The 15,147-nt window shown below is 63.7% G+C and carries 13 protein-coding genes; 8 read left to right on the forward strand and 5 right to left on the reverse strand.

Annotated features, from left to right (window positions below):
- Nucleotides 1-20: 20 nt before the first annotated feature.
- The 7 genes from ACSMXN_RS11850 to ACSMXN_RS11880 all read left to right on the forward strand — a co-directional run bounded on the left by ACSMXN_RS11850 (nucleotide 21) and on the right by ACSMXN_RS11880 (nucleotide 6,378).
- On the forward strand, nucleotides 21-1,457 hold the full coding sequence (locus ACSMXN_RS11850; RefSeq protein ID WP_022912454.1) for a transcription antitermination factor NusB: 1,437 nt from the start codon (nucleotides 21-23) through the stop codon (nucleotides 1,455-1,457).
- 76 nt (nucleotides 1,458-1,533) lie between these two features.
- A complete protein-coding gene (gene rpe, locus ACSMXN_RS11855; protein WP_022912455.1) occupies nucleotides 1,534-2,226 on the forward strand; it encodes a ribulose-phosphate 3-epimerase in 693 nt (230 codons plus the stop codon).
- On the forward strand, nucleotides 2,223-3,287 hold the full coding sequence (gene ribD / locus ACSMXN_RS11860; RefSeq protein ID WP_022912456.1) for a bifunctional diaminohydroxyphosphoribosylaminopyrimidine deaminase/5-amino-6-(5-phosphoribosylamino)uracil reductase RibD: 1,065 nt from the start codon (nucleotides 2,223-2,225) through the stop codon (nucleotides 3,285-3,287). Before rpe ends, ribD begins: the two co-directional genes overlap by 4 nt.
- A gap of 2 nt (nucleotides 3,288-3,289) precedes the next feature.
- Nucleotides 3,290-3,997 carry a riboflavin synthase gene (locus ACSMXN_RS11865; RefSeq protein ID WP_022912457.1) on the forward strand — a complete coding sequence of 236 codons (708 nt, stop codon included), beginning with the start codon at nucleotides 3,290-3,292 and terminating at the stop codon, nucleotides 3,995-3,997.
- A gap of 3 nt (nucleotides 3,998-4,000) precedes the next feature.
- Entirely contained in the window at nucleotides 4,001-5,275 is a 1,275-nt protein-coding gene (locus tag ACSMXN_RS11870; protein ID WP_022912458.1) for a bifunctional 3,4-dihydroxy-2-butanone-4-phosphate synthase/GTP cyclohydrolase II, read from the forward strand.
- Nucleotides 5,272-5,754, forward strand: coding sequence for a 6,7-dimethyl-8-ribityllumazine synthase (gene ribH, locus ACSMXN_RS11875; RefSeq protein ID WP_022912459.1), 483 nt, complete (start codon nucleotides 5,272-5,274; stop codon nucleotides 5,752-5,754). Before ACSMXN_RS11870 ends, ribH begins: the two co-directional genes overlap by 4 nt.
- Nucleotides 5,755-5,784: 30 nt before the next feature.
- Complete coding sequence (locus ACSMXN_RS11880) at nucleotides 5,785-6,378, forward strand: nucleotidyltransferase family protein (protein ID WP_022912460.1); 594 nt, start codon at nucleotides 5,785-5,787, stop codon at nucleotides 6,376-6,378.
- Nucleotides 6,379-6,382: 4 nt separating this feature from the next.
- Here ACSMXN_RS11880 and ACSMXN_RS11885 read toward each other — a convergent pair whose 3' ends face one another.
- The 5 genes from ACSMXN_RS11885 to ACSMXN_RS11905 are packed head-to-tail and all read right to left on the reverse strand — an operon-like array spanning nucleotide 6,383 to nucleotide 13,344.
- Nucleotides 6,383-6,943 (reverse strand): membrane protein, encoded by a 561-nt coding sequence (locus tag ACSMXN_RS11885; RefSeq protein WP_022912461.1) that lies wholly within the window; start codon nucleotides 6,941-6,943, stop codon nucleotides 6,383-6,385.
- A gap of 53 nt (nucleotides 6,944-6,996) precedes the next feature.
- Nucleotides 6,997-9,411, reverse strand: a complete 2,415-nt coding sequence (locus ACSMXN_RS11890; protein WP_022912462.1) for a Tex family protein — start codon at nucleotides 9,409-9,411, stop codon at nucleotides 6,997-6,999.
- Nucleotides 9,412-9,417: 6 nt separating this feature from the next.
- Nucleotides 9,418-10,842 carry a YlbE family protein gene (locus tag ACSMXN_RS11895; RefSeq protein ID WP_196811201.1) on the reverse strand — a complete coding sequence of 475 codons (1,425 nt, stop codon included), beginning with the start codon at nucleotides 10,840-10,842 and terminating at the stop codon, nucleotides 9,418-9,420.
- Nucleotides 10,839-12,386, reverse strand: coding sequence for a hypothetical protein (locus ACSMXN_RS11900; protein ID WP_027139238.1), 1,548 nt, complete (start codon nucleotides 12,384-12,386; stop codon nucleotides 10,839-10,841). The genes ACSMXN_RS11895 and ACSMXN_RS11900 overlap by 4 nt, the downstream gene beginning before the upstream one ends.
- A 25-nt stretch (nucleotides 12,387-12,411) precedes the next feature.
- Nucleotides 12,412-13,344: a DUF2877 domain-containing protein gene (locus ACSMXN_RS11905; RefSeq protein ID WP_022912463.1), complete on the reverse strand. Its 933-nt coding sequence runs from the start codon at nucleotides 13,342-13,344 to the stop codon at nucleotides 12,412-12,414.
- Nucleotides 13,345-13,404: 60 nt separating this feature from the next.
- Between ACSMXN_RS11905 and ACSMXN_RS11910 the strand changes: the two genes are divergently transcribed.
- Nucleotides 13,405-15,114: a PucR family transcriptional regulator gene (locus tag ACSMXN_RS11910; RefSeq protein WP_022912464.1), complete on the forward strand. Its 1,710-nt coding sequence runs from the start codon at nucleotides 13,405-13,407 to the stop codon at nucleotides 15,112-15,114.
- Nucleotides 15,115-15,147 lie beyond the last annotated feature (33 nt).

Here is a 15,147-nt window from a genome sequence, read left to right on the forward strand (position 1 = left end):
GCAACTCAAGCAGCCCGACGATGAACCCGAACGCAGGCAGCGCACGGGCGTCAGACGTCGTTGATCCGGCTCGCCTGGTGGCGTTTCACACCCTGACCGCCGTCGAGGAGGACGAGGCCTACGCGAACCTTGTCCTGCCGCATCTGGTCTCTGACGCAGGCCTGTCCGGGCGCGATGCTGCCTTGGCCACCGAGTTGGGCTACGGAACGCTTCGTGCAACAGGCACGATCGACGAGGTGCTGCGCATCTGCTCGACGCGACCACTTCGTGATATCGAGATCGGCGTGCTCAATGTGCTGAGGCTCGGCGCCTATCAGCTTCTCAAGACCCGCATCCCCTCGCATGCCGCTGTCGCCACCTCGGTGGATCTTGCGCGTGCTACCGGTAACACTCGTGCCGCCGGTTTCGTCAATGCCGTACTGAGAAAGGTGTCGGCAAGAAGCTTCGACGACTGGTGTGAACGCATTGCTCGGGACGCATCCCCGCTGGGCCGGATCGCGATTCGCTATTCCCATCCTGGCTGGATCGTCGGGGCGTTTGCCGCCGCGTTGTCAGCCGGAGATGGCACAGTCAGCGGGCCTAGTCCCCTTGACAGCACCGAGCTTGACAGCACCGAGCTCGACATCACCGAGATTGAAGCAGCGCTGGCAGCTGACGACGAGCGCCCGGAAACGCACCTCGTCGCCTGGCCAGGACGGATCTCCCGGGCTGAGTTGGTTGTCGAATCCGCTGGTCAACCGGGACCGTTTTCGCCCTATGCGGTAAGGCTTGTAGACGGCGGCGAACCGGGTGCGCTCAGCGCCGTGCGAGACCGCCGAGCGGGAGTCCAGGACGAGGGGAGCCAGCTCTGCGCCTTGGCGCTGGCTGGCATCGGTGTTGAGGGCCCAGACGAGCGGTGGCTTGATCTCTGCGCGGGGCCCGGTGGAAAGGCGGCGCTGCTGGCAGCCCTTGCCGACGATCGGGGCGCCAGGCTGACTGCTAACGAGCTCCATCCTCACCGAGCCGAACTGATTTCGCGTGCAACCGCTGGTTGGGATGTAGAAGTGACGGTGGGTGATGCTCGCCGGCTCGAGGCAACCCCAACCTATGACCGCGTCCTGCTGGATGCTCCGTGCACAGGCCTCGGTGCCCTGCGGCGCCGGCCGGAGGCGAGGTGGCGCAAGTCGCCCGATGATCAGGCCGGCCTTGTTCGACTTCAGGGGGAATTGCTTGACGCCGCGGTCCGGCTGGTCCGTCCGGGCGGGGTCGTCGGCTATGTCACGTGCTCACCGCATCTCGCCGAGACTCGAGAGCAGATAGCGGCGCTGCTGCAGCGACGTCCCGACCTCGAACTACTAGACGCTCGCCCGTCCTTTGTCGGCGTTTCGGGGCTGGACGACTCGCCGATGGTGCAACTTTGGCCACACCGGCAGGGCACTGACGCGATGTTCTTTGCGGCGCTTCGTAGGACGGGCTGAATTGGCCAGCAGCCAAGTCGGGCCCGGGCGACGAGCACCCTAGACTTTGGTCGTGCCAGCATCTCAGCCAGAACCCATGATCGCGCCGAGCATCCTCTCGGCGGACTTCGCATATTTGGCGGACGCGGCTGAGGCGGTGTCCCGCGCGGACTGGTTGCACGTGGATGTGATGGACAATCACTTCGTCCCCAACCTGACGTTGGGTTTGCCGGTCGTACAGAGCCTGCACCGTGCGACCACGCTCCCATTGGATTGCCATCTCATGATCGATAATCCGGACAAATGGGCTGTCGGTTATGCAGAAATCGGTGCGGCGAATGTCACGTTTCATGCGGAAGCGGCCGACGACGTTGCCCAGACGGCTAGGTCTATTCGGGCCGCTGGGGCCTTGGTGGGGCTGGCCGTGAAACCGGGTACCCCGTTGGATCCTTATCTCGACATCCTCCAAGAATTCGACACTTTGCTCGTGATGTCGGTTGAGCCGGGTTTTGGCGGCCAGAAATTCATGCCTGAGGTACTCGACAAGGTTCGGTTGGCGCGCGAACACGTTAACTCCGGTCACCTCCGACTCTTTATCGAGATCGACGGCGGAATTGGGGCCGATACGATCGAGCAAGCAGCAGAGGCGGGCGTCGACGTGTTCGTCGCCGGATCAGCGATTTACAACTCCGCCGACCCGGCATTGGAGGTCGAGAAGCTGCGCGATCAGGCACGGGCGGCAATGGCTCGTTGCGAAATCAACAGCGGGCGTTCGGAGCGACGAAGATGACCTTGCTGCAGGCCACCGATGCCGAGGTGGTCGCGCTGCAGCATGCGGCCGAGCTGGCTCGCACCGCAGCGGGGCGGACGAGCCCGAATCCGCCGGTCGCGGCAGTGATCCTCGACCCGGCCGGCCGCCGCATTGGCGAGGGAGTGACTCAGGCAGCTGGTTCAGAGCACGCCGAGATTGTTGCCTTGCGTGCGGCGGGTGCGGCGGCCCGCGGAGCCACAGCAGTAGTGACGTTGGAACCCTGCAACCACACCGGCCGCACCGGCCCATGTACCGAAGCCTTGATAGACGCCGGGATCAAGCGTGTTGTGTTCGGGGTATCGGATCCGAATCCGCAGGCAGCTGGGGGCGCGCAACGCCTGCGCGACGCTGGAATCGAAGTCATGGCCGACGTCGACCAAGGCGAGATCGCCAGGGGGGCGTTGCGGCCTTGGCTGTTCGCCGTGGTTCAGTCGCGTCCTTTTGTCACCTGGAAGTTTGCAGCGACGCTCGACGGGCGCAGCTCGGCACGCGATGGCACGTCGCAGTGGATAACTAACGCTGAGTCCCGCGCAGATGTGCACGCCCTGCGAAATATCGTCGATGCGGTCGTGGTCGGCAGCGGTACGGTCTTGGCCGATGACCCACAATTGACAGTGCGTGGCGTCGGCGGGGCCGCGGCCGATGCGTTGGCGGCGCGCCAACCATTGCGGGTTGTGCTCGACAGACGGCATCGCGTTAACGATGACGCGCGAGTGTTCGATGCGGCGGCTGAGACCGTGGTGCTCGATACGGCCGTTCCCAGGTTCGCGCTCAAGGCGCTCTATGACCGGGGTGTGCGACACGTGTTACTTGAGGGCGGCCCGACGCTGGCGGGCGCCTTCCTGGAAGCGAGGTTGATCGACGAGGTCGTGGCCTATGTCGCGCCGAAGCTGTTGGGGTCGGGATTGGCCGCCCTGCAGGACGCGGGAATAACCACCATGGCTAATGCCGTCACACTGGATGTATCAGATGTCAGCCGACTAGGCGACGACGTCAGAATTGTGGGCCGCCCAACATGGTCCGCCGGTCAGGAGGAGTAGGAATGTTCACCGGCATCGTCGAGGAACTCGGCGAGGTTGTCTCGGTCATCGGACACGGTGATTCCGCTGTACTCCGTATCCGCGCGACGACGGTCGCCGCGGAGACCAAACATGGGTCATCGATCGCCGTCAACGGGGTCTGTCTGACCGTCGTCGGCCAATCGCCAGCACAGCGACGCTCGCTCAGCAACGTCAGCGAGCCGGTAGATCTCGATTTCGACGTGATGGCCGAGACCCTCAAGCGCAGCGTCATCGGCCAGCTAGAGCCGGGTGACAGAGTGAATCTCGAGCGTGCCGCTCGCGTCGACGGACGCTTGGACGGCCACATCGTCCAAGGGCATGTCGACGGCACCGGGATCGTGCTTGCCCGTTCGCCCGGCGACGAGTGGGAGTCGTTCCGTTTTGCGATGCCGGCGCAGTTGTCGCGGTACGTCGCTGAAAAGGGCTCGATCGCGGTGCACGGTGTCTCGCTGACGGTGACGGCGGTGGGGTCGATCGTGGACGAGGCTGTACTCGCTGAGGCACACGGCTGCGCCGATTTTTTCGAGGTCGGCTTGATTCCGGAGACTTTGCGAGCAACGAACCTAGGCTCGCTCGCGGTCGGTGATCCAGTAAACCTCGAGGTAGACGTCCTGGCCAAGTACACCGAGCGCCTGCTGCAACACGCGGCGCTCGACACCCAGTTGCACGAAACGAACGGCGGCAGCTAGACAATGTTGTTGGATCCAGTAGAAAAGGCCATCGAAGAGATTGCCGCAGGACGGGCTGTCGTCGTAATCGACGATGAGGATCGGGAGAACGAAGGCGATCTGATCTTCGCGGCCGAACGCGCGACGCCCGAACTTGTCGCGTTCATGGTTCGCTACACCTCCGGCTACATCTGTGTGCCAATGAGCGAAGCAGAAGCGGACCGACTCGATCTGCCACCGATGTTCAGGGTCAATCAGGACCGTCGCGGGACCGCCTACGCGGTAACCGTCGATGCCCGCGAAGGCATCGCCACGGGGATTTCGGCGACCGACAGGGCGCACACGATTCAACTGCTGGCGGACCCGTCCACAACCTCTGCTGATTTGGCTCGACCCGGTCACATCGTCCCATTGCGCGCAAAGGACGGCGGAGTGCTGCGTCGCCCCGGCCATACGGAAGCCGCGGTGGACCTTGCCACGCTTGCTGGCCTGCGTCCCGCTGGCGTGCTCTGCGAGGTCGTGAGCGAGAAGGATCCCTCTGGCATGGCGCGGGCCGAGGAGCTGCGAGCCTTCGCGGACGAGCACGGTCTTTGCCTCATCTCGATCGCCGATCTGATCGCCTATCGCAGACGCTTCGACAAGCTCGTCGAGCGCGTCGCTGAAGCTAGAGTCCCCCTTCGGTATGGCGAGTTCACGGCCGTTGGGTACTCCTCGTCCTATGACAACCGCGAGCACGTCGCATTCGTGTTCGGCGATCTCGGTGACGGCCGGGACGTTCTCGTTCGAGTACATTCCGAGTGCCTGACTGGTGACGTATTCGGTTCGTTGCGTTGCGATTGTGGGCCGCAGCTGGACGCTGCTCTGGCTGCGGTGGCGCGCGAGGGACGTGGTGTGGTGCTCTACATCCGCGGACACGAGGGACGAGGCATCGGTCTGCTGCACAAGCTGCAGGCGTACCAGCTTCAGGATGCCGGTCGGGACACGCTGGACGCCAACCTTGATCTGGGTCTGCCAGCCGACGCTCGCGACTACGGTACCGGTGCACAGATCCTGGCAGACCTCGGCATTCACACGATGCGGTTACTTACCAACAACCCAGCCAAGCGCGCCGGTCTGGAAGGCTATGGACTGTCCGTGATCGGCCAAGTGCGCTTGCCCTCGCACGTCAATCCTGAGAACTTGCGCTACCTCGAAGCCAAACGCGACCGAATGGGTCATGATCTGGATCTCGGCCCGGATTCCTTGGCCGTGCATCATGATGCGGCAGGTCAAGATCAGGGTTGGGGTGCACCCGAATGAGTGGCCACGGTGCACCTGAGACCGGTGCGGTCGCTGGGGCTTCGAGCCTGAAGGTGGTGATCATCGCCGCACAATGGCACACCGCGGTGATGGCTGGACTGCTCGACGGTGCACAGCGGGCCTTGGCGGACTCGCACGTCACCGATGTAACGGTGCTTAGGGTCCCGGGTGCATTCGAACTGCCCGTTGCCGCGAGTCGAGTGGCAGAGAGCGAGATCGACGCGATCGTCGCACTGGGCGTGGTCATCCGCGGCGGTACGCCGCACTTCGAGTACGTTTGCTCCGCTGCGACAAGCGGGCTGACACGGGTTTCGGTGCACAGCGGTGTACCCATCGGATTTGGGGTGCTCACCTGCGATGACGATCAGCAAGCACTCGATCGAGCCGGTCTCGAAGGTTCCAAGGAAGACAAGGGATACGAGGCGGCGCAGGCGGCGTTGGCCACCGCAGTCCTACTGCGGGACTATCCACGCCGATAGCTGAAGGTTCTTGATGAAACGAATGCCGCCGTGAGGACGACTGAGGGAAGCGACGGTGTACATCGGGTGGCTACCAGTGGTTTGGTGCTGGCCGCAGGCGCGGGACGCCGATTGGGTCGGCCGAAGGCCGACTTGATTGTCGGCGGCGTCCGGCTAATTGATCGTGCGGTGGGCCTCCTGCGTGCTGGTGGTTGCAGTGAGGTCGTCGCAGTCGTGCGGTCAGCGGCAATTCGCGCCGATGACGCAACGACAATCGTCAACCCCGACCCTGACTTGGGTATGGGCTCGTCCCTGCGGATCGGACTGCAGGCAGTATCTGGCGACGTGTGCATCATCGTGTTGGTCGATCAGATTGGTATCGAACCATCCGACATAAGCGCGGTCGCGGAGGCACACGCGGTCGACCTGGCAGACGTCGTGGTGGCTCGGCGCGGGGGGAAGCGATCTCATCCGGTGCTTGTTTCGCGTGATTCTTTCGGAGAATTCGGTGCCGCTGCAGAAGGTGACCAGGGCGCACGCAGGTTCATAGATCTTCATCCGGATCGAGTGCGTTTCGTCGATCTTCCCAATCAAATAAGCGACATCGACACTCCAGCGGACCTGGCGGCAGTCGATCAGAGTTGAGGCATCAGCCGCGCACTGCAGCGCTGGCCAACGTGATCGCCACGCCGTCCTCGATTAGGGCGCCGGGCAGATCTGATCCGAACTTCTCGGCCGCCAGATCGCGCCAGGTGGCCCCGACGCCGGTTCCCACGACTGCGCCAGCAGCGCCAGCGGCGGCGGCGAGCAGCATTCGACTCGACGAATGACCTTCCCTGAAAGAGAGAATGGCGCCGGAGGCAAGCCCCATTACCACTCGGGAGGCGACGCCGACGGGTTCGAGTCTGCTCGGCGTCTGCGGGAGCTTGTCTCCTACGAGTTCGCCGGCCAAGGCGAGCGCGGCAGCGCGTTTGGTCCACGTGCGGTGAGTCCAGGTGCTATCAGTCCAGGTGCGCGCAATTTGTGCGGTGTTGGTCCAAGGGCTACCGGACCGAACGCTTTGGGTCCGGAGACGTCTGCCTGCCGGCACAGCACCCGAAGCCGCCCTCGCGGGCTCACGGCCTGCCGTTAGCGTCAGCACCGCGAGCCCGAGAGTGCTTCGCGATCCGGTGGCCACACCTAACATTGCTGCCCGCACGAGGATCGGCATCGGTCAAGCCTACTTGTGCCGCCGGGTCCGTGAGCGAGGACACCTCGCCGCTGTCATGACCTGCCCAGGCCCGCCCGACGTAAGGCCTCTGCCATCGCTGTTGAAGGTGCCGTCGGTGGGCGCTCAGCTCGTCCGGAGGTGCGGGAAGGATTGGATCGCTTGGCCTTGGCCGGCTCTCGGGACGGTCCGCCCGATCCATCTGGCTTGTCCGCTACCGGCCCTGACGTCTTGGCCGTTACCGGCCTTGATGTCTTGGCCGAGTCGCCCCGACCCACGTCCTGGCTCAGTCGTAGCGTGAGTGCGATTCGTTTACGCGCGATATCGATGTCAAGAACCTTTACCCGAACGATGTCGCCTGATTTGACAACGTCGCGCGGGTCTTTGACGTAGGAATCCGACATCGCGGAGATATGTACGAGCCCGTCCTGGTGAACGCCAACATCTATGAATGCTCCAAAGGCGGCAACATTGGTGACTGTCCCTTCGAGAACCATTCCCACACGCAGGTCTGCCAAGGTGTCGACACCATCGGCGAATGTAGCGGTCTTGAAAGCCGGTCTAGGATCACGGCCCGGCTTCTCCAGCTCAGCCAAGATATCGGTGATCGTTGGCAGGCCGAAGGTATCGTCGACGAATTCGTCGGGCTTGATCGCTGCGAGCGCGGCCGAATTGCCGATCAACGATTCGAGCTTGGTGGCCGTGGCGGCAACTATGCGCCGCACCACGGGGTACGCCTCTGGATGAACGCTTGAGGCATCGAGTGGATCATCGCCAGCTTGGATGCGTAAGAAACCCGCGCATTGCTGAAATGCCTTCGGTCCGAGTCTGGGTACGTCCTTCAACGCGCGCCGAGTACGGAACGGCCCAACGGTGTCCCGATGAGCAACGATGCTCGCAGCTAGTCCCTCGCCGACGCCGGATACCCGGGCCAACAAGGGCACTGATGCGGTGTTCAGATCGACACCAACGGCATTCACGCAGTCCTCGACAACAGCATCCAACGAACGCGAAAGGCTGATCTCGGGTAGATCGTGTTGGTACTGACCCACTCCAATTGATTTCGGATCGATTTTCACCAGTTCCGCGAGGGGGTCCTGAAGCCGCCGCGCTATAGATACGGCGCCTCGCAGCGAGACGTCGAGCTCCGGAAGTTCGGCTGAGGCGTAGGCCGACGCGGAGTAGACCGATGCCCCGGCTTCGGACACCACCGCCTTCGTTAGGGTGAGCGCGGGATTTCGGTTGATCAGCTCGGCAGCAAGCTTCTCCGTCTCGCGTGAGGCAGTACCGTTGCCGATCGCGATCAAATCGACTTGATACTCCGTGGCCAATCGAGAGAGCGTCCCCAAGGCCTCCTCAAAGCGTCGTTGTGGAACATGCGGGTAAATCGTGTTCGTGGCCACGACCTTGCCGGTGGAATCGACGACAGCGACCTTGACGCCGGTCCGAAACCCAGGATCGAGACCCATGGTGGCACGGGTTCCGGCAGGTGCGGCGAGCAAGAGGTCGCGAAGGTTTGCAGCGAATACTCGAACGGCTTCGTCCTCGGCGGCCTGCCGTAGCCGGGCGCGCAAGTCCAGTGACAGCCTGCCGAAGATGCGAGTCCGCCACGCCCATCGCACCGTGTCCAACAGCCAGCGATCCGCGGCTCGTCCGTTGTCGGCGATCTTGAACCTGCCCGCGATCCTCACCTCGTAGCCGTTGAGGACGGATGCCGGCGAGCTCGCCGACGAGTCCTCCCCGGTTATCGTGACATCGAGGACGTCCTCCTTTTCGCCACGGAACATTGCAAGTATCCGATGCGACGGTAACTTGGTCAGAGGCTCCGAGAAGTTGAAGTAGTCAGAGAACTTGGTGCCGTCTTCGTCCCGACCCGTACGAACAGCGGAGGCGAGTCGGCCCTGTTGCCAGAGCCGCTCGCGCAACGATCCGATGAGATCGGCATCTTCGGCGAAGCGTTCGGTAAGGATCGCGCGTGCGCCCTCGAGCGCGGCTTCAGCGTCACCAACTCCGTTCGCGGCACTGACGAAGGCCAGGGCCTCGGCATGTGGTTCGAGCCGCGGGTTGGCGAGAAGTCGGGCGGCCAGCGGCTCCAAGCCGGCCTCCCTCGCGATTTGGGCCTTGGTACGACGCTTCTGCTTGTACGGAAGATAGATGTCTTCCAGGCGGGCCTTCGAATCAGCTGCCATGATTTGCTGTCGTAACGCGTCGTCCAACTTGCCCTGCGCTGCGATGGCCTCGAGCACGGCCACCCGACGCTCGGTCAGCTCTCTCAGATAGGCCAGTCGTGCCTCTATGGTCCGGAGCTGGGCGTCGTCGAGAGTCTCTGTGATCTCTTTTCGATAGCGAGCGATAAACGGCACCGTGGCGCCGCTGTCGAGCAGGCCCACCGCGGCCACAACCTGACGTTCACGAACGCCGAGCTCGTGCGCGATCTGTTGTTCGATGCTCTGGGGGTTGCTGTGCGTCACGATCGGTTAGCGTACCGAGCCACGCTCTGACGCTCGGACTCGCGCAGCCAATCCTGCCAACGCCTTCGGGAATACCTCGGCTGGTGGTTTCACAAGCCCCGCCCCGACCTGACCCACGCCGGCCTGTTTGCCGGCCATTCCGGTGTTGATCTGGGGGAGGATTTGCGTCCGGGCCACCTTCGTGACATCGATGCCGGTCGGCACGCCTCGAAAGTCCAGTACGGGTATCGAGTACATGGGGTGCTCGGCTGCCGTGATTTCATACATGAGTCGGGACGTGTTCAGTGCCTCGTGGACGCTACCGCCGACGAGACGGACGATCGCCGGAGCGGCCGCCATGGCGAAACCGCCGAGCCCGGCTGTTTCGGTGATAGCTGAATCGCCAATGTCGGGATTGGCGTCCGCTGGGCCATAATCGCCCAGGAACAACCCGTCGGCCAGTTGTGCCGGGCCGGTAAACCACGCATCACCGGTCCCCGCGGTCTGAATGCCGAAGTCAGTGCCGTTTCGCGCCATCGCGACCACGATCGTGGAACCGTCAATATTTCGAGCCGAGTCGAGCGTGAGCTTGCAGGCGGGCATCGCCAGATTGAGAAAGAAATGATCGTTCGCAGCGACGAACCGAACCGCCTCGGCTACGTCGGCAGCTGGTGCTTCGGAATCGATCAGCGAGGGCAGCAACTCCCGTAGCAGCATGAGGGTTCCGGCGCGGTTTCGGTTGTGGGCCTCATCGCCCATTTGAAGCATCTGCGCGAGGATGGCTCGTAGATTCACAGGTCCCCGAGCCCGCACGGATCGCTGCAACAGCGGGGCCAGGACCTCAGACATCCAACGGAGACGGTCCAGAACCTCAGGCGAATAAGCGCCGTAGCGCAGGACCTTGCCAAGTCCCTCGTTCAAGGTGCAGAAGCTGCGAGCACCGGTTGACGGGTTCTCGACGACGAACACCCACATCGATGCGGACACGACACCGGCCATCGGCCCAACGGCGCCATGGTGATGGCACGAATCGAGCGTGTAGCCGGATCCGGATTCGAAGAGCTTTGGGGCCTCCTCCGGGCTCGAGACCATCTTCTCGAGCGCGGCGGCGCCCATCAGAGCGCCCCGGAGTGGTCCTGATGCGCGATCCCACCCGATCGGGGGCCCGGCGTGCAGGAAGTCGCTCGCCGACAGGCCGAGGGCCTCGCCGGCCGGAAGAACGTCGACGAGGTAGGCATCCGTCGACACGATCCGCTGGATCGCCTCGGCATTGGCCAATGATCGACGGGGATCTGACATGACCCGGGATAGATCGGCCTCGGTTCCGGGCATCGGCGGACGCCAATCGGCGCGCCGCACCGGCGCACCCTGGGCTGCAACGGCCTCTGCGAACAGGTCAACACCAGCGGTGAGGATCATGGACGCGCCGCTCAACGGTGCTGGAGACGTCAAGATGTGCTCCGTTCCAGGAGTGCGAGGGCATGACGTGTCGCCGCCGCGTTCGAGGTGAACACGGCTGCGCCGGCGTCGCTCAGCCGCGCCGCGGAATCCATTGGTGACTGCGGGTCGAGGCGAGCTCCAATCAGGCTTAAGACTACTGGGACCTCGGCTTGCGCGATGATCGGTAGGAGCTCTGCAACGGGGTCGGGGTGGGCCCCATGTCCCAGCACCACGTCGAGCAGCAGGACAGCTGTTTCCGGATCGGTTATCGCGGCGAGCAAGTACCGGTTCCGCATCGAAGCGTCGATCATCGGATGAGGGCGCCCCCGAGTCAATGCGTCGTCTCCGAAGTCGATCATCAGGTGCGTTTCGGTGTGCAGCGATGCGTCGAGTGCCCATTCCGGATACAGCGGCGTATTGGAATAGATGGGGCCCAGTTTGGCAGTGGCGATGAGCATCGCCTCATCGCACAGGGTGCCCCCGCAATAGAAGCCGCGCAGTGCTGTACCGGTCCGAGGGCCGTCCGCTTGCGCGTGGCGAGTGCTGCGGGCGGGCCACGACGGCCAGCGCGGGGGTGGGCGGTCCAGCATGGCAAGCGCTTGTTCAGTCGCCGCAGTGAGATCAGGCAGGTCCGGGCCGAGCAGTGCGAAGTGGACGGGTGTCGACAGGGTTGCCGCGACATGCTTGAGCTCCGTCGCAACCGCCTCCGACGGCGGCTTGGAAACGACCATGATGAGCTCGGTATCGGGGTCGATATCGAGTACGCGCATAGCCGCGATAGTCGAACGGCCGGCAACCTCGGCGGACAAATCCCGGCCGCCGGTGCCTATCGCGGCAGTGACCCCCACTCCGGCGGCGTCGAGCAGGCACAAAACTTGTTGCGCTCCCGTGCCGGAGGCAGCGACCAATCCGACCGGCCCGCGTCCGAGCGTGTGCGAGAAGCCCAGCCCAACTCCACCGAGGACAGCGGTGCCACAATCCGGGCCCATCACAAGCAGACCACGTTCGGATGCGTAATCCTTGAGAATCACTTCGTGCTCGACGGTCACGTTGTCCGAGAAAATCATGACGTCGCATCCGGCGTCGAGCGCGTCGACGGCCTCGGTGAATGCATGCTGTCCGGGGACCGATATCAGAGCCAGGCACCGTTGAGAGGGCGAACTCAGTTCGAGATCTCGCGCGACGGTGCCGATCGTCCGTCCCTGCACGTCCGCTCCGAAGTTGCCAAAGGCGTCGCTGCCATCGGTGATGCCAGTGCGGTTGCTGGCTCCGCGCGGTGCCGCGAGCAACTCGTCGGCTCTGGCCATTGCCGCTTCGACCGTCGACCGATCCACGCCACGGATCGCAATGATGAGCTCGTTCGGCGACTCGAGTCCCTCGGGCGCGCGGAAACCCATATCGCGGAGAACCTCGAGGTTCACGTCCGTGGCCATGGCTACCAGCGCTGAAGTGACGCCCGCGGTTGCGGTCAGATCACGGCTCAGCTGCATGAGTGTGACCGAGTCCTGGTACAGCCCTCGCCGCAATTCGACTCGTTCTTGTGTATCTGAGCTCACGACGCCCCTCTCGATCTGATGGCTCTTACCGAGCCCTGGCGACGTCGGCACGCGAATTGCTCGGCCGGCGGACGCCGCCAGAGAGCATTTCTGCGCTGTAGAGCAGACCCGTCGCCAGTGCCAGCCCCGAGCTGTGGCCAATCGACGTCACGGTCCGAGCGGCGGTCTCCACCTGCTCTACTGCCTCCGCCGTTGAACGATCGGCGTGGCGGCACAAGGCCTTGCCGAGTTCAGACAGCTCGGTCAGGCCCTCGCCGGCGCATGCACGCAGCAACAGGGCACGCGACAAGCTGGTTGTCGCGCCCGGGTGCGTTCTCAGATAGTGCCGGATGACCGCGCGATGGGCCGCTACCTCGCGACCGAATAGCACGCCACCTGCCAACAGGCCGCACAAGAAATCATCACCTGACGGCGTGAGTCCCGGTCCGTGGCCAATGCAGTCAGCGATTGAGCGGGCCAAAGTTTTCGTCCCTTCCCGACTGGGTAGACGATATTGCAGAGCTGCCGCCTCGCTCGGCCACGCGGGTAGCGCGATTCTGGAGGCCTCCAGCCTCAGGGTGCACTCGAGCCGGGCCAGCAACGCCGGGTCGGGCTCGCCGAGATAACGGAGACTCGGATCGCGCAGAGCGCGAATGTGCGCCTCGATGCGGCCGACCTTTAGCGAATCCACACCGACACTGGCTTCACGAGCGGCACCAACCCAATCGCGAAGATCGTGTACAACCGCGCCCCCCAGCAGGATGCCGATCGGCTGAACCACGGCGGTCGTCGTCAGGATCGCGCACACTGCACCGGAGGTCAGCTCGACGTAACAAGCCTCTGCGAACACCCCGAGGACGTGAGCGGTGCCTTGATTGTTCCGGACCTGGGATCTCAGGAATTCCGACGCCTCGGCAAAGACCGAAAGCACCCCGGCTTGCACGGTCTCGGCCCGTGCCTCAAGGAAGGTTTGCCCCATTCACACCCCTTTTCCGACCCGTGTTCGCTGGAACGTAACGGCGTCGGCTACCGTCTGCCGATGGGCACAATTGCCAATGATCACGCGCGAAAGGTCGGCGATCTGACAGACCCGACTCTGGATGGCCTGCCAGTACGGGCCCTCCTCGGAACGCCGAGCCTCGAGGGAACCACGGTTCTCGCGGGCCACACGGGGCTGGATCGCCTGGTCCGTGGGGTGAATGTCATGGAAGTCCCGGATATTCTGCCGTGGGTCAAGCAGCACGAGCTTCTGTTGACCACCGGCTTTCCGCTGAGCCAAGCCGGTCCCGCAGAGCAGGAACGACTGATGCTCGACCTCGTGGGGGATTTGAACACGAAAGGCCTGGCCGCTCTTGCAGTCAAGTTGGGTCGTTATCTCGACGAGATCCCGCAGCGGGTTCTCGATCGCGCCGACGAACTAGGATTTCCGGTGCTTCGGCTGCCCGACGCAGTCGCATTCGACGAGGTCCTGGCTGACGTTTTCGGCGAGTTGCTCGACCGCCAGGCCAGGGTCTTGGCCGAGGCGGATGCGCTGCATCGAGCGATCTCAGCGATCGTGCTCGACGGCGGCGGTCTGCCCCAGATCGCCGTTGAAGTTTCGCGGCTGCTCGATTGTGTGGTGCTTATTACGACGCCAGACGGGCGCGTACTCGCCGACGAGGGTGGGGAGCCGCACCGATCTGGTCTCGAGGCGGCTGACCAGTTCGATTTGACGGGACGTCTGCTGGTCGAGCGACTTCGTCCCGGGCGGCAAGCCGTTCCGGGCGCGGTCCTGGGGTCGGCCGCGATGACAGCGATCGTCGCAGGCGGCATCGATCACGGCCGGATCGTGGCCTATCGAGCTGATGACAGGCTGCCACCAGGCTCGCTCACCGCCATCGAGCGGGCGGCGATCGTCGCTGCCTTGACGATTACCAAGGAACTTGCGGTATCCGCCGTCGAGGGCAAGTTCCGCGGCGATTATCTCCGAGATGTCCTGACAGGTCTTGTTGACGCTGATGAAAGCGTCGTCGCGCACTGCCGTGCGTTGGGATGGGAAATTGACCGGCCGCTCGTCGTCGTCGTCGCCGAACTGGATCCGGTTGATGCTGCCGCGTCGGGTGTGGTCCCAGGTCCGGTCATCCACCGCTCCCAGCATGAGCGGTTCTCATCGGCCTGGCACCAGGTTGTTCGGGCTCGTGACAAGTCCGCGCCGGTGGTCGCATTCAGTCAAGAAGTCGTCACATTGTTGCCTGTCCGGGTCGACGACCCTGCCGTCAGTGTCGATCAGGTCGTGATGGCCGTACGCGGCGATCGTGGCGGAGGCCGTCAGTCCTTCTGTGCCGGGATCTCACGGGTGGTCACGAGTCCGGGCGAAATTGCCGCCGGCTATTCGCAGGCACGCAAGTCGGTCGCCGTCGGGCGACGCGTCCACGGTCACGGAAGTGTCTCGCATTTCGACTCGCTAGGGGTCCATCGGCTGTTGTCGCTGGTGCCTGACACAGCAGAGCTGAAAACCTTCGCGGTCGAGGTACTCGCCGACCTGAGCACCGATAGCTCGGAGGCCGCTGATCTGCGCCTGACACTCCAGACCCTGCTCGATACAAATCTGAACGTCGCCGAGACCGCACGCCTACTGCATTTTCACTACAACACTCTGCGATATCGAATCGGAAAGTTGGAGCGCATAGTCGGTCCGTTCACCACCGACCCGCACCTGCGCCTCGACGTCGCGCTCGCTCTTCAGGTTGTCCAGATGCGAGGCATCTGACGCCAGCGCCAGCGGTTGTCAATAGTTAACCGT

It is taken from the genome of Parajatrophihabitans canadensis, from assembly GCF_053764775.1.

Bases quoted from the DNA above. Each gene is read 5' to 3' on its own strand.
- ACSMXN_RS11910 (WP_022912464.1), top strand. From the start codon at position 13,405: ATGGGCACAATTGCCAATGATCACGCGCGAAAGGTCGGCGATCTGACA.
- ACSMXN_RS11850 (WP_022912454.1), top strand. From the start codon at position 21: ATGAACCCGAACGCAGGCAGCGCACGGGCGTCAGACGTCGTTGATCCG.
- rpe (WP_022912455.1), top strand. From the start codon at position 1,534: ATGATCGCGCCGAGCATCCTCTCGGCGGACTTCGCATATTTGGCGGAC.
- ribH (WP_022912459.1), top strand. From the start codon at position 5,272: ATGAGTGGCCACGGTGCACCTGAGACCGGTGCGGTCGCTGGGGCTTCG.
- ACSMXN_RS11870 (WP_022912458.1), top strand. From the start codon at position 4,001: ATGTTGTTGGATCCAGTAGAAAAGGCCATCGAAGAGATTGCCGCAGGA.
- ribD (WP_022912456.1), top strand. From the start codon at position 2,223: ATGACCTTGCTGCAGGCCACCGATGCCGAGGTGGTCGCGCTGCAGCAT.
- ACSMXN_RS11885 (WP_022912461.1), bottom strand. From the start codon at position 6,943: ATGCCGATCCTCGTGCGGGCAGCAATGTTAGGTGTGGCCACCGGATCG.
- ACSMXN_RS11865 (WP_022912457.1), top strand. From the start codon at position 3,290: ATGTTCACCGGCATCGTCGAGGAACTCGGCGAGGTTGTCTCGGTCATC.
- ACSMXN_RS11905 (WP_022912463.1), bottom strand. From the start codon at position 13,344: ATGGGGCAAACCTTCCTTGAGGCACGGGCCGAGACCGTGCAAGCCGGG.